Genomic DNA, 21,402 nt, shown 5'->3' with positions numbered 1-21,402 from the left:
GCCCTAGGATTGTCATGGGGGCCGCGTCAGCGGGACCGGCCCGGCCATGATGATCCGAATATCAAGCGTTGCGCGCCATCAACCCGCCGTCGACCGGGATCACCGCGCCGGTGATGTAGGACGCCGCCGGCAGACACAGGCTCAAGGTCACGTGCGCCACCTCGTCGGGCTCGCCGTAGCGGCCGAGCGCCGTGCGCCGCTTGGCGAACACCGCCTTCTGGTCATCGGGAATGGCGGCGGTCATGCCAGTGGCGATCGGGCCAGGGCAGACGCAGTTGACCGTGATCCCCTCGCGGCCCAGCTCCACCGCCAGCGCCCGGGTCAGGCCGGTGACCCCCGCCTTGGCCGCCGCATAGGGGCTGTCCATGGCCGTCGCGCCCAGGGCTTCGGTCGAGGCGATGTTGACGATCCGCGGCGCCGTCGAAGCACGCAGAAAGGGCAGGGCGGCGCGGATGATCCTCTGGTGTGCGCTCAGCAGTATGGCCAGCGAGCGGTCCCACACCGCCTCGTAGCCCTCGCTGTCGATGGGTGAGAAAGCCGAGATCCCGGCGTTGTTGACGACGATGTCCAGCCCGCCCAGCCGCTCGGCGATCTGCGGCACGACCGAGGCGATCTCAGCGGCGTCGGAGACGTCGAGCTTCCAGGCGCGGGCGGTCAGGCCCAGGGCGCTCAGCGGGCCTGCGACCGCCTCGGCCGGCGTCAGGGCGTAGTCGGTCACCGCCACCAGCGCGCCTTCCTCGGCGAACAGCTCGGCGGTCGCCTTGCCCATGCCCGATCCGGCCCCGGTGACCAGCACCCGCGAGCCGCGCACCGATCGGCTGAGTCGGCTCACAGGCTCAGCCCCCCGTCGACCACCAGGGTCTGGCCGACCACGTAGGCGGCCAGCGGCGAGGCCAGGAATAGCGCCGCGCCCGCCATGTCGGCGGGCAGGCCGATCCGTCCTGCCGGGATGCGGGCCATCGCGCCGCGCAGCCGGTCGGGATTCTCGGTGGTGACCTTGGTCAGCTTGGTGTCGACCAATCCGGGAGCCAGCCCGTTGACCCGGATGCCGTCGCCCGCCCAGGCCTGGCCGAGCGTCTTGGTCAGGCTGACCGCCCCGGCCTTGGAGGCGGCGTAGGCTGGATTGCCGCGATTGGCCTGGAAGCCGGAGACAGAGCTGACGATGATGATCGAGCCCTTCGCCGCCGCCAGCATGTCGTGGAATTTCATCGCGCAGGCCATCAGGCTGTCGAGGTTGACCGCCATCACTTGGTCCCAACCCGGCGGCTCGAATTCGCCCCGCTTATAGACCACCGTCCCCTGGCAGAGGATCAGCACGTCCAGCGTCTCGAAGTCTGGCTGGTTGGCGGCGATCTCCGTGCGCTCAGCGACGTTCACCTTTGCATAGTTCAGCCCGCTGAGGTCGGAGCCTTCGACCCCTTGATAGTCGGCGGCGGCAGGGCGGGTGCCCCACACATGGACCTGCGCGCCGTGATCGCGGAAACCGTGGGCGATCCCATTGCCGATCCCGCTGGAGCCGCCGACGACCAGCACGTTTCGGCCGGTGAAATCCAGCTCGCCCATGGCCTCGTCCTCCCTGTTTACGTCATCCTTCCGCGCAGGGAAGAGGGCCGGCAAGGCTGACCCCACGTCACGCTTGACGCGCACGTAAGGTAGGCGTTGGATCGCAGGGTGACGGGCGCGGAAACAGACGCCCGCATGAGACATTTGGGAGGTCTAGATGCTTCAACGGCTTCGCCGTCCGGCGACGAGCTTCACCATCACCCAGCTTTGCCGCGAGTTCGCGACCACGCCGCGCGCGCTGCGCTATTACGAAGAACAGGGCCTGCTCTCGCCGTCGCGCGAAGGCCAGGCGCGAGTCTACTCCTACCGTGACCGCGCCCGCCTGGTGCTGATCCTGCGGGGCAAGCGGGTCGGGCTGTCGCTCGCCGAGATTCGCGACATCTTCGATCTCTATGATCGCGACGACGGATTGATCGCCCAGAACACTCACGCCCTGCGCAAATACCGCGAACGCATTGCCGCATTCGAACACCAGCGCCAGGAAATCGACGAGGCGATCGCCGAGCTGCACGCCGCCAGCGAGCGCGCCGAAGCCCTGCTCGCCCAGGCCGCCGGCCAGGCTGCCTGCGGCTGAGAGCGTCCTCATCGTGTCATCCCGGTTTCGACCCCCAGGCCGAAGACCGGGACCGATGAACGCCTGAGCATCGAGGCGTCGCTGGGCCTTGCCCAACCCCGCGACGCGGCGCGAATAGGTCCCGGAAAAGCGCATTCGCGCTTTCCGGGATGACAGGCGACTGACGCCTTCAGAACCCCGACATCGGGCCCTTCCAGGCCCCGGCCGCCAGCGCCAGGAACAGCAGCAGCCCGGCCAGGCTGTTGGATTTGAACAGGGCCAAGGCCAGTGGTCCGTTGTCGATGTCGGTGCGCGCCGCCTGCCGTGACAGGTGCATGCCGTAGAGGGCGACCGGCGGCAGGAACAGCGGGCCGAGGCCGCCAATCCAGGCCGCCGCCAGCGCCAGGGCGAAGCAGACCACGTAAAACCCCAGCACGCCTTTCTGAACCGCGGCGCCGAGCCGGCGGGTCGATGACTTCACTCCGATCAGCGCGTCGTCTTCCAGGTCCTGGATGGCATAGATCGTGTCATAGCCGAGGGTCCAGAACACGCCGGACGCGTAGAGCAGCACGGCCGCCCAGGACATCGCGCCGGTGGCCGCGGCGAAGCCTAGCAGCGCCCCCCAGTTGAAGGTCAAGCCCAGCCAGGCCTGCGGCCACCAGGTGATCCGCTTCATGAACGGATAGCCGGCCACCAGGACGAGTGACGCTGCGCCAAGGCCGATGGCCAGCGGCGGCATGGTCAGCAGGACGCCCAGCGAGATCAGGCTGCAGACGACGATGAAGGCGGCGGCCTGCTTGACGCTGATCTGCCCGGACGCCACCGGCCGCATCGCGGTGCGCGCCACCTTGGCGTCGATGTCCCGGTCGACCACGTCGTTGAAGGCGCAGCCCGCGGCGCGCATCAACGCCGCCCCGACCAGGAACTTCGCCATCAGCAGCAGGTCGGGCAGTTTGCCGTCTATCGCGCCGGCCAACGCCAAGCCCTGCCAACCCGGCAGCATGAGCAGCCAGATCCCGGCCGGCCGGTCGAAGCGACCGAGCTTCAGCCAGGGCTGCAAAGCCGCAGGGGCGTGCCGATCGACCCAGTTTTTGGGGGCGGCGTCGGGAAGTTGGGCGGTCATGCGTCGGGCTTTACCGCGCCTGTCACGCTGCGGCCACTCCTGCACCGCAACTTGGCGATGCGTCTCAAATAACACCGGTCAATGTGGTTGACAGGTCGACTCGGGGCGCGCAGGTTCCGGGCGTCGTCGTTTCCGGCCAACCCATCTGCGAGGGAGGTGATCAGCGTGAAAGCATTCAATCATACTCCGCAGATGCCGCTTGTCGCCGTGATCACCTGCTCCGGTAGGTTCCGCGACTAAGTCGCGCGGGGTCCGCCTTCCGGACCGCTCTGCACCTCCATCGCCAGCCTGACCGCGCAAAGCACCGCGCATCCCTGGCGCTCCCGATTCCACGGATTTCTGCCTCGCATCGTGCGGAGTCCGTCTGTCTCGAAAGACGACGACATGCCCATCGCCGAACCTATTTCGGTCTTGCACAACGGCCCCGTTCCCAATCGCTATGGGGCGATGTGCACCGAGGTCTATGACCTCGACAAACCGCCCGGCTCGCTACCGGACGTGCCCTTCTATCTGGACCGACTCATTGGAACGGAGGGGCCGATCCTCGAAGCCGGTGTCGGCACCGGTCGCCTGCTGATCCCGCTGCTGGAGGCCGGCCTGCAGGTCGAGGGCTTCGACCGCTCGGCCGACATGCTGGCCTCCTGCGCTCGCCACTGCGCTGTGCGCGGCCTGGCGCCCGCGCTTCGCCAGGCTCGGTTCCAAGACTTCGCCTACGAGCACGACTTCGCGGCGATCCTGGTGCCGGTCGGGACCTTCACCCTGCTGGACGACTTCGCCGAGGCGCTGGCCGTGCTGAAGCGGTTCTTCGATCACCTTCTCCCGGGCGGGCGGCTGCTGATCGACCTGATGCCGCTCGGCTATCTGGTCAACGAGAAGCCGGACATCCGCACCTGGACCACGCCCTCGGGCGACCTGCTGCGGATAGAGGGGCGCGCCGTGGAGATCGACCTGGTCGGGCAGCGACGGGTCACCCACGACCGCTACGAGCGCTGGCGCGACGGCAAGTTGGTGGAGAGTGAACTGGAGGTCATGGCCTTCCGGCTCTGGGGGCTGAAGGAGTTCGAACTGGCGCTGGCTGCGGCCGGCTTCGGCGAGATCTCCGTCGGCGCCGATCACCAGTCCGGGCGGCGGCCAGGGCGCTCCAGCCGGATACTCAACTTCGAGGCCCGCCGACCCGTCTAGGGGCGCGGCAGTGGCGTCGGGGTCCGTGCTCCCCCACGGGCCCCGGCGCCCAACTCGACACCATCTTCATCCCGGCCTCGCGTCGGCAGATTTGTGAAAGCGTCATGTCAGAACCTTACGATGACGGCGAGGATTCCACCCGTCCCCGCACCCTGAGCAACCTCCAGGTGCTGCGGTTCATGGCCGGCCATTGGCTGCGCGAACCCGGCCGTTTCGCCCTGATCGTCGCCCTGGCCCTGGCGGCGACAGTCTGCGACCTCTCGATCCCCTGGGCCACCCGCGGCCTGATCAATGCGGTGTCAAACCCCAGCAAGGTGACCGACGCCGCTTGGATCGCCTGGGCCTCGCTGTCGGTCCTCTATCTCTGCTTCTACATGGCGCGGACCAGCATGTTCCGGGTCATGAACGGCTTCTACGCCCGGATCATGTCGCGCATGGTCAAGGAAGGCTTCGCCCGCGTGCAGGCCTTCTCGTCGGACTGGCACGCCTCGAATTTCGCCGGCGCCACGGTCCGCCGCGTCAGCCGCGCCATGTGGGGCTATGACAGCGCCTCGGACGCCTTGATCGGCATGCTGATCCCCACCGTCCTGGTGCTGGGCGGCCTGGCCATCTCGCTGGGACTCAAGTGGCCGCTGGCCGGCCTGTTCGTAGCCGTCGTGATCGCGATCTTCGCGACCTACAACATCCTGATGTCGGTGCGCTTCGTGCGTCCCGCCAACCTCAAGTCCACGGCCCTGGACTCGGAAATCGGCGCGGCCTTGGCCGACGCCATCGGGGCCAACCCGACGGTCAAGAGCTTCGGCGCCGAGGCGCGCGAGGAGGCCCGGTTCGCGCAGACCGCCGACGCCTGGCGCTGGGCGATCAACAAGACCTGGGACCGTTTCAACGTGATCGGGCTGGGGCAGAATCTGTTGCTGATCGTGCTGCAGGCGGGCCTGACCGGCTTCCTGGTTCATGCCTGGTCGCAGGACCGCGCGACCCCCGGCGACGTCGCCTTCGCGATCACCTCGTTCATCGTCATGGCGGGCTACATGCGGAACTTCAGCGAGATCACCCAGATGCTCCAGAAGGGCCTGGACGACATGCTGGACGTCGCCACCTACATGCGCACCGACCCGCAGCTGATGGACGCCGCCGAAGCCGCGCCGTTCCGCGGCGAGCTAGGCGAGGTCGTCTTCGACCGCGTCACCTTCGGCTACGCCAACCAGCCGCGCGCCCTATACGACGGCTTCACCCTGGTCGTCGCGCCGGGAGAGCGGGTCGCATTGGTCGGTCCCACCGGGGCCGGCAAGTCGACCTTCGTGAAGCTGATCCAGCGGCTCTACGACCTGCAGGGCGGACGCATCCTGATCGACGGTCAGGACATCTCCAAGGTCAGCCAGGCCAGCCTGCGTCAGGCGATCGCCGTGGTCCCGCAGGACCCGGCCTTGTTCCACCGCTCGATCGCGGAGAACATCGCCTACGCTCGGCCCGATGCAACGCCGGACGAGGTGATGCTGGCCGCCAAACGCGCCCGCGCCCACGACTTCATCGCCCGGCTGCCGAACGGCTACGAGACTCCTGTCGGCGAGCGCGGCGTCAAGCTGTCGGGCGGCGAGCGGCAGCGGGTGGCCATCGCCAGGGCGTTCCTGGCCGACGCGCCGATCCTGGTGCTGGACGAGGCCACCTCGTCCCTGGACGTGGAGACCGAGCGGCAGGTCCAGGCGGCCATGGAGGAACTGATGGTCGGGCGCACCACCGTCGTCATCGCCCACCGGCTGTCCACTATCCGCGGCGCTGACCGGATCCTGGTCTTCGACCACGGCCGGATCGTCGAGGAAGGCCGGCACAGCGACCTGATCGAAAAAGGCGGCGCCTATGCCCGGCTGCACGCCGTGACCGAAGGAATGATCTAGTGACCGACCACTACGAAGACTCTGAGGACACCAAGGAGCGGGTGCTTTCCAACCGCCGGGTCCTCGGCTTCATCGCCGGCTTCTGGCTGCGGCGGCCGCTGCTGTTGACCGCCTGCATCTCGCTGACCCTGCTGGCGGTGGGGTTCGACCTCGCCCTGCCGTGGGCGGCGGGCAAGCTGGTCGACGCCGTCGCCGCCGGGCCGGCCAACGCCGACATCGCCTGGCGAGCCTGGGCGGTTTTCGTCGGCATCTATCTGGCCTTCGCGATCATCCGCAATGTCGGGTTCCGGTTCTGGAATCCGTTGGCCGCGGCCAACATGAAGGAGATGACCGACGAGGGCTTCCAGCGGGTCCAGTCGTTCTCGGCCGACTGGCACGCCGACACCTTCGCAGGCTCGACCGTGCGCCGGCTCAGCCGGGCCATGTGGGGCTACGATATGGTGTCGGACGCCGTCGTCCTGTGGCTCGGCCCAGCCATGCTGGTGCTGTTCGGCTTGTCGGGGATGATGATCGCCCGTTGGCCCACGGTCGGCCTGTTCTCGCTGGCGGTCGTCGTTCTCTACGTCGCCTCGAACATCGTGCTGACCGCCAAGTACGTGCGGCCGGCCAACCTGAAGTCGGTCGCCCTGGACAGCCGCATCGGCGGGGCGCTGGCCGACTCGCTGTCCTCCAACCCGACGGTGAAGGCTTTCGGCGCCGAGCAACGCGAGGAGGAACGGATCGGCGGGATCACCGCGCTGTGGCGGCGGCTGACCCTGACCACTTGGACCCGGTTCATCAATGTCTGGCTCTGGCACAACCTGTTGCTGGTCGTGCTGCAGGCCGGACTGACCGGGCTGCTGCTGCAGCTTTGGGCGAAGGGCGAGGCGAGCGCCGGCGACGTGGCCTTCGCCATCACCTCGTTCATGCTGATGAGCGGCTATCTGCGCAACATCGGCGAGAACATCCGCATGATGCAGAAGGGCCTGGACGACGTCGAGGACGTCGCCCGCTATGCCGAAACCGACGCCCAGGTGAAGGACGCGGTCAGCGCTCCGGCCTTTGCCGGTGAGCTGGGCGAGATCGTCTTCGACAAGGCGACTTTCCGCTACAAGTCCGCGGACGCGCCGCTCTATCGGGAGTTCTCCCTGCGCATCGCGCCGGGCGAGCGCATCGCTTTGGTCGGACCCACCGGGGCCGGCAAGTCGACCTTCGTGAAGCTGATTCAGCGGCTCTACGACCTGCAGGACGGCCGTATCCTGATCGACGGCCAGGACGTGGCGCACGTCAATCAGGGCGCGCTTCGGCGGGCCATCGCCGTGGTGCCGCAGGATCCGGCCCTGTTCCATCGGACCATCGCCGAGAACATCGCCTACGCCCGGCCCGAAGCGACCGAAGACGAGATCGCCCTGGCGGCCAAGCGAGCCCGCGCCGATGACTTCATCGCACGGCTGCCCAAGGCCTATGGCACCCTGGTCGGCGAGCGGGGCGTCAAGCTGTCCGGCGGCGAGCGCCAGCGCGTCGCCATCGCCCGGGCGTTCCTGGCCGACGCGCCGATCCTGGTGCTCGACGAGGCCACCTCGTCCCTGGACGTGGAAACCGAGCGTCAGGTCCAGGCGGCCATGGAAGAGCTGATGGTCGGGCGCACCACCATCGTCATCGCACACCGGCTGTCGACCATCCGGGGCGCCGATCGGATCCTGGTCTTTGATCAAGGCCGCATCGTCGAGGAGGGCCGTCACGCCGAGCTGGTGCGCAAGGGCGGCGCCTACGCCCGCCTGCACGCGGTGACCGAAGGCTTGGTCTGACGGCTGACACGGGGATGGCGACCCGTGTATGCATCCCCGGGCCGAAAGCTCCGGGGGAAATGCATGAGTTATGTGGAGCAGGTGGTCCAGTGGCTGCGCGACCGGCTAGCGCGTGATCCGCCGCTGGCCGATCCGCGTCAGCTGAACGAGGTGCTGCGAGTGCTTGCGGTCTGGCGTTCGCGCGCCATCGCCGACGCCTATGTCCGCCTCCACGGTGCGAAGATCATGCAGGGGCCGTTCGCCGGGATGGAATACCTGACGAGCGCGACCGAGGGCGCGCTGACCCCCCGCCTGATCGGCACCTACGAGTCAGAACTGCACCCCTATCTGGCCGCCTTCGCCACCGCCGACCTCGACTGCGTGATCGATGTCGGTTGCGCCGAAGGCTACTATGCCGTGGGCCTGGCCCGCCTGATGCCGCAGGTCACGGTCCACGCCTTCGATATCCAGCCGCAGGCCCGCGCGGCATGTGCGGAGCTCGCCGCCAGGAACGGTGTCGCCGACCGCGTGGTGATCGGAGAGCAGTTCGAACCCACAGGCTTCGAGGCCTTCAAGGATCGCCGCTGTCTGGTGCTCGTGGATATCGAGGGCGCCGAAGACGACCTGTTGCGCCCGGACCTGTCGCCGGCGCTGGCCGGTATGGACCTGATCGTCGAGACCCATGACGTCTATCGCAAGGGCGTGCTTGAGCGCCTGACCGAGCGATTCTCCCCGACCCACGACATCGTCCGGCTCGACCCACAGCCGAAGACCCTGCCGTTGCCTGATTTCCTCAAGGGCGCGGGCCATCTCGATCAGTTGCTGGCCGTCTGGGAGTTCCGGTATCGCGCGACGCCGTGGCTGGTGATGACCCCCAAGGGCCGCGGCTGAGTTCAGGCTAAGGCGGCGCGCAGGCGTTCGAACAGATCGCCCTTCGGCGCGACCTCAATTCGGTCGAGTCCGAGCCATCCGGCCATCAGCCGTAGCTCGGCCGCCAGCTGCTGTGGCGTGTCGGCGTTGGAGTCCGGCTCGGCGTGGGCGGCCTGCACCATAAGCACGCCTTTCTTGCGCTCGGCCTTCAGGTCCACCCGGGCGGTGATCGCCTCGCCCTGGAGAAACGGCAGCACATAGTAGCCATGCACTCGCTTGTGGGCCGGGGTGTAGATCTCAAGCCGCACCTTGGTCCCGAACAGCCGCTCGGTGCGCTCGCGGAACCAGATGAGGTTGTCGAAGGGCGAGAGCAGGGCGCTGGCGACGACCTTGCGCGGTCTCCGAGCGTCGCGATGCAGATAGGCGCCGTTGTCCCAGCCCTTGACCTTCGCCGGCAGCAGTTCGCCGGCCTCGACGAGTTCGCCGATCCGCGCCTTCGTCTCGGCAACGCCCATCCGAAAATAGTCCCGCAGGTCGCGCTCGGTCGCCACGCCCTGGGCGCGCGCGGCGATGCGGATCAATTCGCGTTGGGCTTCTTCGCGTGGCGGCGGTTCGGCGAGCGCCGCCTTGGGCAACACCTCTTCCGGTATGCCGTAGACGCGTTCGAAAGTTCCGCGCCGCGTTGCGGTGGTCAGATCGCCGACCCAGAACAGGCACTCCAGCGCCCGCTTGCCTTCGCTCCAGCCCCACCAGTTGCCTGCGCCCTTGGCGCCGAGGCTGAGCTCGGAGGCCGGCATCGGTCCCCGAGTTTCGATCTCGGCCAGGCATTTGTCGATGAACTCGGCATGGGTGCGCAGGAACCTGGCGATGCCCGACCAGGTGCCCACCCCGGCGCGGGCGTCCTCCATCCGCCAATGCAGCAGCGGGAGAGTGGCGGCCGGCAGCAGCGAGGCTTCGTGCGCCCAGTATTCGACCAGCGCCGGGCGGCGGCCCCAGGCGATCTCCTCCAGCATCGGCCGCGGATAGGCGCCGAGCCGCGAGAACATCGGCAGATAGTGGGTGCGCGAGACCACGTTCACCGAGTCGATCTGGATGACGCCCAGGCGGTCGATGGTCTTGAGCAGGTGTTGCCGGCCCGGCCTGGCCGGCCGTCGATCGGCAAAGCCCTGGGCCGCCAAGGCGATGCGCCGCGCTTCGCGCGCTGATATCTCCTCCACCCCGAGGTCTCCGCTAGGCGTTCAGCCGGCCTTCGGCGATCGCGCTGATCTCGAACGGGAAGAGGATCTTTGGATCGGGCCTGGCGACGCTCTTGGCTAGGTCCTTGGGCGCGATGGTCCGCACCACATGGCGCATGACGTTGATCCGCGCCTCCTTCTTCTTGTCGGTCACCACGCAGGTCCACGGCGTGATCGTCTCATGGGTGCGGATCAGCATGGCGTCGCGGGCTTGGCTGTACTCGTCCCACTTCGCCTGAGCGACGTCGTCCAGCGGGCTGGTCTTCAGCGCCTTCAATGGATCTTCGCGGCGATCCTTCAGGCGTTCGGCCTGTTCGTTGCGGCTGATGTCCAGCCAGATCTTGATCAGCCGGATGCCGCTCTCGACCAGCATCTCCTCGAAGTGCGGCACGTCGCGCAGGAAGGTCTCCTGCTGCTCGTGGGTGGCGAAGCCCATGACCCGCTCAACCCCGGCCCGATTGTACCAGGAGCGGTTGAAGATCACCATCTGACCGGCCGCCGGCAGATGGGCGACATAGCGCTGGAAGTACCACTGCGTGTGTTCGAGATCGGAGGGCTTGGACAGCGCCATCACTCGAGTCGCGCGGATCGACAGGTATTCGACCATCCGCTTGATGGTCCCGTCCTTTCCCGCGGCGTCGCGGCCCTCGAGAATGATCAGCACCTTGTCGCCGGCGGACATCGCCTGCTGCTGATACTTCACCAGGGCGAGCTGCAGCTCGGCGAGCTCGGCCTCGTATGCGTCGTCGTCATCATCTGACTTTGCCATCTCGAGAGCCTAGTCCTGATCAGGCCGGCAGGGCTAGAACCTCGTTCCATGATCCGATTGTTCGTCTCATCCGACTTGGCCCAAGGCGTCGCCCTCGTGCTCGACCACGGCCAGAGCCACTACCTCGCCTCCGTCATGCGCCGAGCGGTCGGCGACGAGGTGCTGGTGTTCAATGGCCGCGACGGGGAGTGGCGCGCGCCGATCGAGGTGCTTGGCAAGCGCGGCGTGATCCTGCGGCCGAGCGTCCAGGAGCGCCCGCAAGTGCATGGGCCGGACGTCGAGCTGATCATCGCCCTGGTGAAGCGCGCCCGTATTGAAACCATCGTGGAGAAAGCGGCCGAACTGGGCGCGCGCCGCATCCGCCTGTTGATCACCGAGCGCACCAACGCCGAGCGCACTCGCGTCGACCGGCTGGCGGCCATCGCGGCCGAAGCAGCCGAACAGACCGGCCGGCTCGACGTCCCCGAAATCGTCGAGCCGGTGAAGCTCGCCAGGCTGATCAATGACTGGGAGCAGCCGCGTCGGCTGCTGTTCTGTGATGAAGCGGGCGACGCCAAGCCGGTTCTGGAGGCCCTCGCCGGGGGTGAGGCGTCGCCGTGGGCGATCCTGATCGGGCCGGAAGGGGGCTTTGCTCCGAGCGAGCGCAACGCCTTGCGGAACCTGACTTACGCTACGCCCGCTACACTTGGACCGCGGATACTGCGGGCCGACACCGCCGCCATCAGCGCGCTTACTCTTTGGCAAGCTGCTCAGGGCGATTGGCGGGGCCTTGAGGTTTCCTGAATTGCGCCCACCTGTCTGAACGGCGTACAGATCGCGCCGTTTTGGCGGGACTAGGGTTGGGGAGAACGAGATGGCCGACGTCGTGACCGACGGACGACCCCTCACGCTGGAGGACCTGGTCCGCTGGATGGAGGCGGGCGAGAAGCCTTCGAGCAATTGGCGCGTCGGCGCGGAACACGAGAAGTTCGTGTTCCGGTTGGGCACGTGCGAGCCGATTCCATATGAAGGTCCGGCCGGCATCCAGGCGCTGCTCAACGGCCTGACTCGATTCGGCTGGAAGGGCGTCTACGAGGGCGAGAACATCATCGCCCTCGAGCGCGGCATGGCCAATGTCAGCCTGGAGCCCGGCGGCCAGTTCGAGCTCTCCGGCGCGCCGCTGGAGACCATGCACGATATCTGCGAGGAGACCGGCCAGCACCTCCAAGAGGTGAAGACGGTCGCCGACGAGCTGGGCCTTGGCTTCCTGGGCCTCGGCTACACGCCGATCTGGCGGCGGGACGAGGTCCCCGTCATGCCAAAGGGTCGCTACAAAATCATGCGCGAGTACATGCCCAAGGTCGGCAAGCTCGGCCTCGACATGATGTTCCGCACCTGCACGGTCCAGGCCAATCTCGATTTCGGCTCCGAAGCCGACATGATCGCCAAGTTCCGCGCTAGCCTGGCGCTGCAGCCGATCGCCACCGCGCTGTTCGCCAATTCGCCGTTCATCGAGGGCAAGCCGTCAGGCTTCCTGTCCGCGCGGGCCAATGTCTGGACGGACACCGATCCCGACCGCACGGGCATGCTGGACTTCGTGTTCGCCGACGGCTTCGGCTACGAGACCTACGCCAACTACATCCTCGACGTGCCGATGTACTTCGCCAAGCGCGAGGGCAAATACGTCGATCTGGCCGGTCGCTCGTTCCGTAAGTTCATGGCCGGCGAGCTGGCCGAACTGCCGGGCGACCGCCCGACCCTCAAGGACTGGGCCGACCACACCACCACCGCCTTCCCCGAGGTGCGGCTGAAGCAATACCTGGAGATGCGCGGCGCCGACTCCGGTCCCTGGAGCCGGCTGTGCGCCTTGCCGGCCCTGTGGGCGGGCATCTTCTACGATCAGGCTGCGCTGGCCGCCGCCTGGGACCTCTGCAAGGACTGGCAGGTCGAAGATCACGAGCGGCTGCGCGCCGACGTCGCGCGCCTGGGCTTGAAGGCGCAGGTCGGCGGCCGCAGCGTCCAGGACGTGGCCAAGGACATGGTCGCGATCGCCAAGCAGGGCCTGAAGAACCGCAATCGCCTGAGCGCCGGCATGGTCGACGAGAGCAACTACCTGGCCGAGCTGGAAGAGATCGCCGATAGCGGGGTCACTCCGGCCGAACGCCTGCTCGAACTGTACCACGGACCCTGGAAGGGCGACGTTCGACGGGTGTTCGAGGACTTCGCTTACTGATCATGCAGAGAGGATCCTGCCACTGCGGCGCGGTCCGCTTTCAGGTCACGGCGGAAATCACCGAACTCACCACGTGCGACTGCTCACTGTGCGTCAAGAAGAACGCCGTCATGGCCAAGGTGCACGAGAGCGCCTTGGCCATCACTGAGGGCGAGGACGCCCTGTCGCTCTATCAATGGAACACCCGGCGGGCGAAGCACTACTTCTGCAGCCGGTGCGGCATCTACACCTTCCATCGCAAGCGCTCGGCCCCCGATCACTACGGGGTCAACGTCTTCTGTCTGGATGGCTTCGATCCGTCCGCGATTCCCGTGCGCCCGGCGGACGGAAAGGACATGACCCTGGAAGGACCCGATCCGCGGCCCGAATGGCCAGGGCCGCGGATCGATCCGGCGTAGGCGGCTAGACCACGCCTCCATCGCGCGGCGGCGTCGTCACATTGGGCGGCCAATGGTCGCGCTGGCTGGCTCCGGCGCCGCTATCGGTGTGCTGAACGATGTCGTTGACCTGCGGGTGGAGGTGCTTGGGATCGACCAGCATGTCCTCGACCGCGTAGACCTCGACCTTGTCGGGATAGAAGGCTAGCCGCCCGCGGATGACCTCCATCGCGGGGTAGGGCTCCTCGTAAGTCCAGATCGCGTTCTCGGCGAACCGGCCGTCCATCAGGATAGTGTAGTACGAGGCCTCGCCCTTGTACGGACAATGGGTCTTGCGGTCCGACCGCGAGAAGTACTCCATCGAGACGTCCGCTCGCGGGAAGTAGACCACCGGCGCGTAGCCGGCTTCGGTCAGGATCAATGCGTCTCCGGAATCGGCGATCACGTGGTCGCCGTACATGGCGCGCCAGTGGGTCCGGGCGGGGACGACTTCAATGGGATGGTCGGGGCCGGGGGTCAGCATGGGGACGCTCCTCCTTTTGCCTAGGCAACGCTTGAGATGGGGGTGAGGCTCCCATGGCGCCAGGCTGCGGGCGCCGCGTTGCTTGTGCTTGGCCCTGCCGCGTGATCTTCTCCCGCCAAATTAGCCCGGCGGGGGCGAAAACGACCCCCTGAAAAAAGCCGGACGACCAAGGAATCGGAACACCGCCCTCATGAATATTGTAGTCCTTCTGGGGATCGTCATTACGCTGGCGACCGGGATCCCCGTCCTCATGCAGCTGTTGAAGCAGCATCCGCGGGGGCTGATCATCCTGTTCTTCGCCGAGATGTGGGAGCGGTTCTCCTACTACGGGATGCGCGGCATCCTGATCTTCTACCTGACGCAACACCTGCTGTTCGACGACGCCACGGCGGGCGCGCAATACGGCTCCTACACCAGCCTGGTCTACCTGTTGCCGCTGATTGGCGGTCTGCTCGCCGACCGTTATCTGGGCACCCGCAAGGCCGTGGCCTTCGGCGCTCTGCTGCTGGTCGCCGGTCACCTGACCATGGCCGTCGAAGGCACGCCCTCCACCCAACAGCTGATCTATGGCGGTCAGAAGTTCGAGGTTGTGGCCGAGGGCCGGATGGAGTCGCGCAGCGTCAAGCTGATGGTCGGCGACAAGCCCTATGAGTTCGGCGCCGCGGAAGGCGGCGGCCTGGAGATCAAGGGCCTGGCTCCCGGCGGCGCCATTCCGAACGTCCTGCCGGAAGGCAGCTACAAGATGGAGGCGCAGACTGATCCGCTCAGCAAGAACGCCTTCTTCCTGGCTGTCTCGCTGATCATCATGGGCGTCGGCTTCCTGAAACCCAACATCTCGACCATCGTCGGCCAGCTCTATCCGAAGGGCGATCCGCGTCGGGATTCCGGTTTCACGCTCTACTACTACGGCATCAATCTCGGCGCGTTTTGGGCCTCGGTGCTCTGCGGCCTGCTGGGCCAGACGGTCGGCTGGTGGGCCGGCTTTGGCCTCGCCGGAGTCGGCATGGCGCTCGGCTGGGTCGTGTTTGTGCTCGGCAAGCGCTTCCTCGAAGGCAAGGGCGAGCCGCCGAACCCCGAACTGCTTCGTGCGCCGGTCGCCGGTCCGCTCAACCGCGAATGGCTGATCTATATCGGCGGCCTGCTGGGCGTGATCCCGATCTGGCTGCTGGTGCAGAGCAACCAGCTGGTCGGCTGGGCGCTGGGGATCTCGACCGTCGCCGCTCTCAGCTTCATCGGCTACTTCCTGATTGCCAAGTGCACGAAGATCGAACGCGAGCGGATGATGCTCGCCATGGTGTTGATCTTCGGCTCCGTGGTGTTCTTCACCCTGTTCGAACAGGCCGGCACGTCGCTGAACCTGTTCGCCGCCCGCAACGTCGACCTGATGGGCATCTCAGCCGCCCAGACCCAGTCGTTCAACGCCGGCTTCATCCTGATCTTCGCGCCGATCTTCGCGGCGATGTGGGCCTGGCTCGGCGCTCGCGGCCGGGACCCGAACCCGGTCCTGAAGTTCGGTCTCGGCCTGCTGCAGGTCGGCCTCGGCTTCCTGGTCGTGGTCTGGGCCCAGGGCATGGCGGACGAAACCTTCCGCATGCCGCTGATCATGCTGGGCCTGCTCTACATGCTGCACACGACCGGCGAGCTCTTCCTGTCGCCTGTCGGCCTGTCGGAAATCACCAAGCTTTCGGTGGCCTCGGTGGTGTCGTTCATGATGGCCGTGTGGTTCCTGTCCTCCTCGATCGCTCAGTACGTCGGCGGCATCATCGCCGGCGCCATGGGAACCGAGACGGTCGGCGGCCAGGTGCTCGACCCGGCGGCGGCGCTCGCCACTTCGCTGGACGGGTTCAACAAGCTCGGCTGGGCCGGCGTCGGCGTCGGCGTGGTGTTCGTCGCGCTGAGCTTCTTCATCAAGCACTGGGCCCATGGGGCCAACGACCCGGTTCACGCTCAGCCTGAGCCGATCGCCCCGGTGCTGGATGGCGAGCGCCAGGCGGTGAGCCCGGCGGCGATCCGGGCCGACCGCGAGAGCTAAGCTCGAACGAGGTCTACAAAGCAGAAGGGCCGGGCGCAGCGATGCGCCCGGCCCTTTTCTTTTGCGCCGGCGCTCGGCTCAGGAGCCGAAGGTCTTGCGCACCCGCATCCAGTAGATCGACCCGACCTGGATGTCCCGGTCGTCCACGAACAGCAGGTCGGCGGTGCTGCGCGGCCCGTCATAGACCTCACGAGTGTGGCGGAAGCCTCGCGAGGTGGCGTTCTGGATCTCGCCGCGCACCACGATGTCGGATCGCGGCTTCCACTCGGCGAACAGCACCACGTAGGACTTCAGCTTGTCGGTCGAGATCTCGTCGAAGCGGTAGTAGGTCTCCCGCCAGCCGCCAAAGACGTCCACGCCCCAGTTCATCCGTTGGGCGGGCAGGTCGTGGGTGAAGTGGAGCTCCCAATCGATGGGATGCAGGCCGGAGATTTCGCGTTCCTCGCCGGTGGTCGGATCGGCGACCTCCGAATGCCGCCAGGTGGATTCGCCGCGGATGGCCGCGCCCTTGAAGCCGAACCGGTCCAGCGGCAGGCTGAGGGTCAGGGCCAGTTCGTCCTTGGTCCCGTCGCCGATATTGCTCGGCGCATCGAAGACGCCGGTGGGCAGGAAGATCGGGGCACGGTCGACCACATCGCTGAGGGCGAAGTGACGCGCGGTGAGCACCACCACGGCCCCGCCGTTGAAGCGCTGCTCGACGGCGCCCTCGGTGACCCAGGACTGCTCAGGGACCAGGTCCGGATTGCCGACGGTGACGACCCCGGTGTTGAGCGACGAATCAGCGACGAAGTCGTCGAAGTTCAGCTGATCCACCACACGCTCGAACCGGAAGCGGAGCTGGGTGGTCTTGTTCGGCGCCCAGGTCGCGGCCAGTCGCGGCTTGGGATAGTAGAGGGTCTTCTCCAGGCTCACGTCGCCACTGGATTCGATCGCCGAGGCCTCATAGCGAAGGCCTGCTTCCAGCGTCCACACCGTGCTTGGTCGCCAGACGGTCTTCAGAAACGCCTCGCCCCGGTCCTCCTGGACGCGGACATTGGCCGCCGGTAGCGGGATGGGCGTGCCGTTCTCGGCGTAGGCGGTCTCGCTCTCCAGGACGTTGATCGCCACCTCGCCGCCGGTCTCGACCGAGAACTTGTCGTTGGGGCGGTATTTCAACACCGCGCGGCCGATGGTTTCGCTGGTCGTGCGGTCCAGGGTGAAATTCGCCGCGCGCGACTCGGCGGCGAAGTCCGAGACGATGTCCTGCTGGGCGTCCTGGCGCAGGCCGATCACCTCCAGCGAGGTTTTGGACCCGAAGTCGCGCAGGAAGCTGCCGCCAAACTCGGTTTGCAGTTCGTCATAGTGGTCGACCGTCGATTCACGCCGCGAGGTCGGGAACGTGATGTGGTTCACTTCGTCGAACTTGTAGCTGTCGTCGAAGACGCGGCCGTTCAGCTTGAGTTTGCCGCCCAGCAGCGGGGTCGAAACGGCGCCGGTCAGCGTCGTCTGGATGGTGTCGCCTTCCTGGTCGATGTCAGAGCGCTGGATGACTGCGCCGCTTGGCCCGGTGCGGACGCCCTGGCCCTCGCCAGAGCCATCGTCGATGCCCTTGCCCATGTTGAACGAGGTTTCCCACGTGCGTGCGCCGTCACCGCCGGACAGCTCGACCCGGGTGCCGACGGTGGCGCGGCCGTCATAGACCGTGCGGCCGGAGAGCGAGACCATGCCGCGGAAGCCGCCGCTCTTCTTGCGAATGACATTGGCCAGCACCGACTTGCCCTGCATGTCGATGCCCGGGGCGCCGCCGCGGATCAGGTCGATGCGGACGACCTGCGAGGCCGGAACCCGGCGCAGGATCTCCTCGAGATTGTCGGTCTTGGTCGCCGGCCGCTGGCTGTCGATCAGGACGTTGCCGGCCGCGCCCTCGAAGCCGCGGACCGAATCGCCGCTATCGATGTTGAAGCCCGGCAGGCGGAGCAGCATGTCGTACGCGGTCGTCGGCTGGGCGGCGGCGAAGAAATCCGGCTGGTAGCTGATCACCCCTTCAGTAGGCGGTGCGACGGTGGCGACGGGCGCCGGCGCAGTCGTCTGCGCGTCCTTCGCAGCATCAGGCGCCGCAAGGGCAAGTACGGACGCCAAGGCCGAAACGAACATGTAACAATATCCCCCAAGTGCCCTCGCAAGTGACCTGCGAGGGCTTGGGGAAGCCAATTAAATCCAGGAAAGGTGGATTAAATCGCCGAAATGTTTTCGCTGGTTACCGAGGCTGCGACGTCCCCATTCCACGCTAGATGTTGGTGCCGCCGACGGTCAGGCCGGTAAGCTTCAGCGAGGGTTGACCCACGCCGACCGGCAGGCTCTGGCCGGACTTGCCACAGACGCCGACGCCGGGGTCGAAGTCGAAATCGTCGCCGATCATGGTCACGCGGGTCAGGGCCGAAGGGCCATCGCCGATCAGGGTCGCGCCCTTCACCGGGGTAGTGATCTTGCCGTCCTCGATGAGGTAGGCCTCGGTGCACTGGAAGACGAACTTGCCATTGGTGATGTCCACCTGACCGCCGCCGAAGTTGGCGCAGTAGAGGCCGCGCTTGGTGGAGGCGATCATTTCCTCGCGCTTGTGGGTTCCGGCCATCATGGCGGTGTTGGTCATGCGCGGCATCGGCATGTGGGCGTAGGACTGGCGCCGGCCGTTGCCCGTGGCGGTCAGGCCCATCAGCCGGGCGCTCATTCGGTCATGCATGTACCCGACCAGGATTCCGTCCTCGATCAGGATGGTCCGTTCGGTCGGCGTGCCTTCGTCATCGACGGTCAGCGAGCCGCGGCGGCCGGGCAGGGTGCCGTCATCGAAGACGGTGACGCCGGGGGCGGCGACACGCTCGCCGATGCGGCCGGAGAATGCGGACGTGCCCTTGCGGTTGAAATCGCCTTCCAGGCCGTGGCCGACCGCTTCGTGCAGCAGCACGCCGTTCCAGCCGGGGCCGAGGACGACGTCCATCTCACCGGCCGGGCAGGGCACCGCCTCGAGGTTCACCAGGGCCTGACGCAGAGCCTCCTCGGCCTGCTCCTGCCACTTGTCAGGGCTGATCCAGGCCTCGAAGCCGGCGCGGCCGCCGGCGCCCGCGAAGCCGTTCTCACGCTTGCCGTCCTTCTCGACAGTCACCTGGACGTTGACGCGGCACAGGGGGCGCACGTCGCGAATCAGGCGTCCGTCGGCGCGGAGGATCTCGACCGTGCGGCGTTCGCCGGCGAGGCTGGCCATGACCTGGACGACCCGCGGATCGCGCGCCCGCGCCCAGGCGTCGATTTCCTGCAGCAGGGCGACCTTGTCCGAGAAGGCGGGCGAGGCTGTGGGATCGTCCTCGCCATAGAGCTTGGTGTTGGTGGCGCGCGGCCCCTCGGCGGACACTCCCGAATAGCCGCGCTTGGCCAGGGCCGACGATTGCGCGGCGCGCTTGATGGCCGCCTCGGAGATTTCGCTGGAGTGCGAGTAGCCCGCGGTTTCGCCGGCCACCACGCGCAGGCCGAACCCTTCGGACGAATCATAGGCCGCGGACTTCAGGCGCCCGTCGTCGAACAGGAAGGCCTCGCTCTCCGAGCGCTCGACGAAAAGTTCGCCGTCATCGGCCCCAGCGAGGGCCTCGCCGAGAATCTCGCGCGCCCGTTCGGGGGCGATGCCGGCGGAGTCGAGAATCGAGGGCGCGGAGGTCAGGGCGTTCATCGGCGGTGCTTTCGAAAGGCGAGCCATCAGAAATAGGGGGTCGCGGGCCGAACGTCACCCCAAACCGGCTCAAGGGAGGTGGCGTCCGATCAGCGGATCGTGACCCCAGTTCATCAGCGACCAGCGCCAGCGGGTGTGGGTGACGTCGCCCCACGGTCGCTGGGCGAGGTGCCGCCTAGCGTAGCCGATGACCTTTTTCATGTGCCGATAGTCCGCGTCCGTCATGTCTTCGATCGCCGTGGCGCGAATCTCCAGGATTCGTCGCGCCGACTGGCGCCCAACGGATTCCGTCTCTCCGCGCCGGAGAAAGCCGACCTTCTTGCTCTCATCCGTGTCGAGCCAGGCCTTCAGGGCGGCGGGCGTCATGTTCACGACGGCGTCGAAGTCCTGCCGGACCCGGGCTTCCTCTTCGGGCGGCAGATACATGCGAAGCTCTCGTCTTAAGGTTCCGAAGTTACGCCAAATCCAGGTTTTCGGATGCATACCCCGGCGGATCGACCGCCCTATCGGCGAGACATTGCGCCATAGGGGGTCTTACCGCCTTGGCAAGGCCAGGGAGAGCGCGTATGGACCGCCGCTGAAGGGCGGGGCCTCGCGTTTTGTGCGGCGCGCTCGCCTTGATTCAGTCGGCGGGGGCGATCGTCTTTCGCGAGGCGCGGCCGGCCAAGCAGACCGAGGGGACATGAAGTCTAGGGTTCAGGGCATGCGGACGTGGGCGGCGGCCGCCGCGGCGGGCGCGACGTCGGCGTTCTGGAGCGTCCAGGCGCTCGCGGAAGATTTGATGGGTCAACCGACCCCGGGGGGGATCTCCCTGCAGCCGGCGGCTTCGCCGTTGAAGCATGCTGCGCACGAATTCCACGATTTGATCCTGCTGCCGCTCATCACGATCATTTCGGTGTTCGTGCTGGCGCTGCTGATCTGGGTGGTCATCCGCTACAACAAGAAGTCCAACCCGGTTCCGGCGAAGTGGAGCCACAACACCCTGATCGAAGTGATCTGGACGGTCGTCCCGGTCCTGATCCTGATGTTCATCGCGATCTTCTCGTTCCGGCTGCTGTTCGCCTATCACGACATGCCCAAGCCCGACCTGACGGTTAAGGCGACCGGCTATCAGTGGTACTGGGGCTATGAGCTTCCGGATCAGAAGGTCGGCGAGTTCGTCTCGAACATGCTGCCCGAAGAAGAAGCCAAGAAGCGCAGCGTTCCCTTCCGTCTGGCCTCGACCGAACCGCTGGTCGTGCCGGTCAACAAGACCGTCCGCGTCATGGTCACCGGCGCCGACGTGATCCACGCCTTCGCCATGCCGGCCTTCGGCCTGAAGATCGACGCGGTCCCGGGCCGGGTCAACGAAACCTGGTTCAAGGCCGAGCGCACCGGCACCTTCTATGGCCAGTGCTCGGAACTCTGCGGCGTCGATCACGCCTTCATGCCGATCGAAATCAAGGTCGTGACCCAGCCGGAATTCGAAGCCTGGGTGGCTTCGAAGGGCGGCTCGATGACCGCCGCGGCTGACGAGGCCAAGGGCAAGGCGGCAGCAGCCGCCGCCGCTCCGGCCGCTGCGGCGCCCGCCGCCGAAGGCGCTGCGGCCCCGACCGCCGCTGCGGC

At 66.9% G+C, this 21,402-nt stretch carries 19 protein-coding genes; 10 read left to right on the top strand and 9 right to left on the bottom strand.

Annotated elements, in window-relative coordinates; translation table 11 throughout:
- Positions 1 to 61: 61 nt before the first annotated feature.
- Together AC1DQJ_RS02065 and AC1DQJ_RS02060 are read right to left on the bottom strand one after the other, a co-directional pair.
- Positions 62 to 832 (bottom strand): SDR family NAD(P)-dependent oxidoreductase, encoded by a 771-nt coding sequence (locus AC1DQJ_RS02065; RefSeq protein WP_477599775.1) that lies wholly within the window; start codon positions 830 to 832, stop codon positions 62 to 64.
- Positions 829 to 1,563: an SDR family NAD(P)-dependent oxidoreductase gene (locus AC1DQJ_RS02060; protein WP_477599773.1), complete on the bottom strand. Its 735-nt coding sequence runs from the start codon at positions 1,561 to 1,563 to the stop codon at positions 829 to 831. The genes AC1DQJ_RS02065 and AC1DQJ_RS02060 overlap by 4 nt, the downstream gene beginning before the upstream one ends.
- 157 nt (positions 1,564 to 1,720) lie before the next feature.
- Between AC1DQJ_RS02060 and AC1DQJ_RS02055 the strand changes: the two genes are divergently transcribed.
- Positions 1,721 to 2,137, top strand: a complete 417-nt coding sequence (locus AC1DQJ_RS02055) for a MerR family transcriptional regulator (RefSeq protein ID WP_477599772.1) — start codon at positions 1,721 to 1,723, stop codon at positions 2,135 to 2,137.
- Positions 2,138 to 2,306: 169 nt separating this feature from the next.
- Here AC1DQJ_RS02055 and ubiA read toward each other — a convergent pair whose 3' ends face one another.
- The gene (ubiA, locus tag AC1DQJ_RS02050; protein WP_477599770.1) at positions 2,307 to 3,239 is read right to left on the bottom strand and encodes a 4-hydroxybenzoate octaprenyltransferase; all 933 of its coding nucleotides are present in this window, start codon (positions 3,237 to 3,239) and stop codon (positions 2,307 to 2,309) included.
- Positions 3,240 to 3,623: 384 nt separating this feature from the next.
- Here ubiA and AC1DQJ_RS02045 point away from each other — a divergent pair, with 384 nt between their 5' ends.
- The 4 genes from AC1DQJ_RS02045 to AC1DQJ_RS02030 all read left to right on the top strand — a co-directional run bounded on the left by AC1DQJ_RS02045 (position 3,624) and on the right by AC1DQJ_RS02030 (position 8,973).
- Entirely contained in the window at positions 3,624 to 4,421 is a 798-nt protein-coding gene (locus AC1DQJ_RS02045; RefSeq protein ID WP_477599768.1) for a class I SAM-dependent methyltransferase, read from the top strand.
- Between the two features lie 104 nt (positions 4,422 to 4,525).
- Positions 4,526 to 6,316, top strand: coding sequence for an ABC transporter ATP-binding protein (locus AC1DQJ_RS02040; protein ID WP_477599766.1), 1,791 nt, complete (start codon positions 4,526 to 4,528; stop codon positions 6,314 to 6,316).
- Positions 6,316 to 8,103, top strand: coding sequence for an ABC transporter ATP-binding protein (locus tag AC1DQJ_RS02035; protein ID WP_477599764.1), 1,788 nt, complete (start codon positions 6,316 to 6,318; stop codon positions 8,101 to 8,103). Before AC1DQJ_RS02040 ends, AC1DQJ_RS02035 begins: the two co-directional genes overlap by 1 nt.
- 63 nt (positions 8,104 to 8,166) lie before the next feature.
- Positions 8,167 to 8,973 carry a hypothetical protein gene (locus tag AC1DQJ_RS02030; protein WP_477599763.1) on the top strand — a complete coding sequence of 269 codons (807 nt, stop codon included), beginning with the start codon at positions 8,167 to 8,169 and terminating at the stop codon, positions 8,971 to 8,973.
- Positions 8,974 to 8,975: 2 nt separating this feature from the next.
- On the opposite strand, the gene AC1DQJ_RS02025 is transcribed toward AC1DQJ_RS02030, so the two are convergent.
- On the bottom strand, positions 8,976 to 10,169 hold the full coding sequence (locus tag AC1DQJ_RS02025) for a winged helix-turn-helix domain-containing protein (RefSeq protein ID WP_477599761.1): 1,194 nt from the start codon (positions 10,167 to 10,169) through the stop codon (positions 8,976 to 8,978).
- A 13-nt stretch (positions 10,170 to 10,182) separates the two neighbouring features.
- Positions 10,183 to 10,956, bottom strand: coding sequence for a polyphosphate kinase 2 (ppk2, locus tag AC1DQJ_RS02020; protein WP_477599759.1), 774 nt, complete (start codon positions 10,954 to 10,956; stop codon positions 10,183 to 10,185).
- A 48-nt stretch (positions 10,957 to 11,004) separates the two neighbouring features.
- Here ppk2 and AC1DQJ_RS02015 point away from each other — a divergent pair, with 48 nt between their 5' ends.
- From AC1DQJ_RS02015 to AC1DQJ_RS02005, 3 genes are all read left to right on the top strand, one after another.
- Positions 11,005 to 11,739 carry a 16S rRNA (uracil(1498)-N(3))-methyltransferase gene (locus AC1DQJ_RS02015; protein ID WP_477599758.1) on the top strand — a complete coding sequence of 245 codons (735 nt, stop codon included), beginning with the start codon at positions 11,005 to 11,007 and terminating at the stop codon, positions 11,737 to 11,739.
- Positions 11,740 to 11,809: 70 nt separating this feature from the next.
- Entirely contained in the window at positions 11,810 to 13,168 is a 1,359-nt protein-coding gene (locus AC1DQJ_RS02010; RefSeq protein ID WP_477599756.1) for a glutamate--cysteine ligase, read from the top strand.
- Between the two features lie 2 nt (positions 13,169 to 13,170).
- Positions 13,171 to 13,566 (top strand): GFA family protein, encoded by a 396-nt coding sequence (locus AC1DQJ_RS02005; RefSeq protein ID WP_477599754.1) that lies wholly within the window; start codon positions 13,171 to 13,173, stop codon positions 13,564 to 13,566.
- Between the two features lie 4 nt (positions 13,567 to 13,570).
- On the opposite strand, the gene AC1DQJ_RS02000 is transcribed toward AC1DQJ_RS02005, so the two are convergent.
- Positions 13,571 to 14,068, bottom strand: coding sequence for a DUF427 domain-containing protein (locus AC1DQJ_RS02000; protein WP_477599753.1), 498 nt, complete (start codon positions 14,066 to 14,068; stop codon positions 13,571 to 13,573).
- A 190-nt stretch (positions 14,069 to 14,258) separates the two neighbouring features.
- Between AC1DQJ_RS02000 and AC1DQJ_RS01995 the strand changes: the two genes are divergently transcribed.
- The gene (locus AC1DQJ_RS01995) at positions 14,259 to 16,100 is read left to right on the top strand and encodes a peptide MFS transporter (protein ID WP_477599751.1); all 1,842 of its coding nucleotides are present in this window, start codon (positions 14,259 to 14,261) and stop codon (positions 16,098 to 16,100) included.
- A gap of 78 nt (positions 16,101 to 16,178) precedes the next feature.
- Here AC1DQJ_RS01995 and AC1DQJ_RS01990 read toward each other — a convergent pair whose 3' ends face one another.
- From AC1DQJ_RS01990 to AC1DQJ_RS01980, 3 genes are all read right to left on the bottom strand, one after another.
- Positions 16,179 to 18,233: a TonB-dependent receptor plug domain-containing protein gene (locus tag AC1DQJ_RS01990; RefSeq protein WP_477599749.1), complete on the bottom strand. Its 2,055-nt coding sequence runs from the start codon at positions 18,231 to 18,233 to the stop codon at positions 16,179 to 16,181.
- A 133-nt stretch (positions 18,234 to 18,366) separates the two neighbouring features.
- Positions 18,367 to 19,797, bottom strand: coding sequence for a metalloprotease TldD (tldD, locus tag AC1DQJ_RS01985; RefSeq protein WP_477599747.1), 1,431 nt, complete (start codon positions 19,795 to 19,797; stop codon positions 18,367 to 18,369).
- 69 nt (positions 19,798 to 19,866) lie between these two features.
- The gene (locus AC1DQJ_RS01980; RefSeq protein WP_477599745.1) at positions 19,867 to 20,223 is read right to left on the bottom strand and encodes a DUF3140 domain-containing protein; all 357 of its coding nucleotides are present in this window, start codon (positions 20,221 to 20,223) and stop codon (positions 19,867 to 19,869) included.
- Positions 20,224 to 20,479: 256 nt separating this feature from the next.
- On the opposite strand from AC1DQJ_RS01980, the gene coxB reads away from it, so the two are divergent.
- Positions 20,480 to 21,402: cytochrome c oxidase subunit II (coxB, locus tag AC1DQJ_RS01975; RefSeq protein ID WP_477599743.1), on the top strand; the 923-nt coding region annotated here is incomplete at its 3' end.

This window comes from Phenylobacterium sp. P4_E10 (assembly GCF_056401675.1).
The sequence above is the reverse complement of the archived record's forward strand: the minus strand, read 5'-3'. Positions and strand labels throughout refer to the sequence as shown.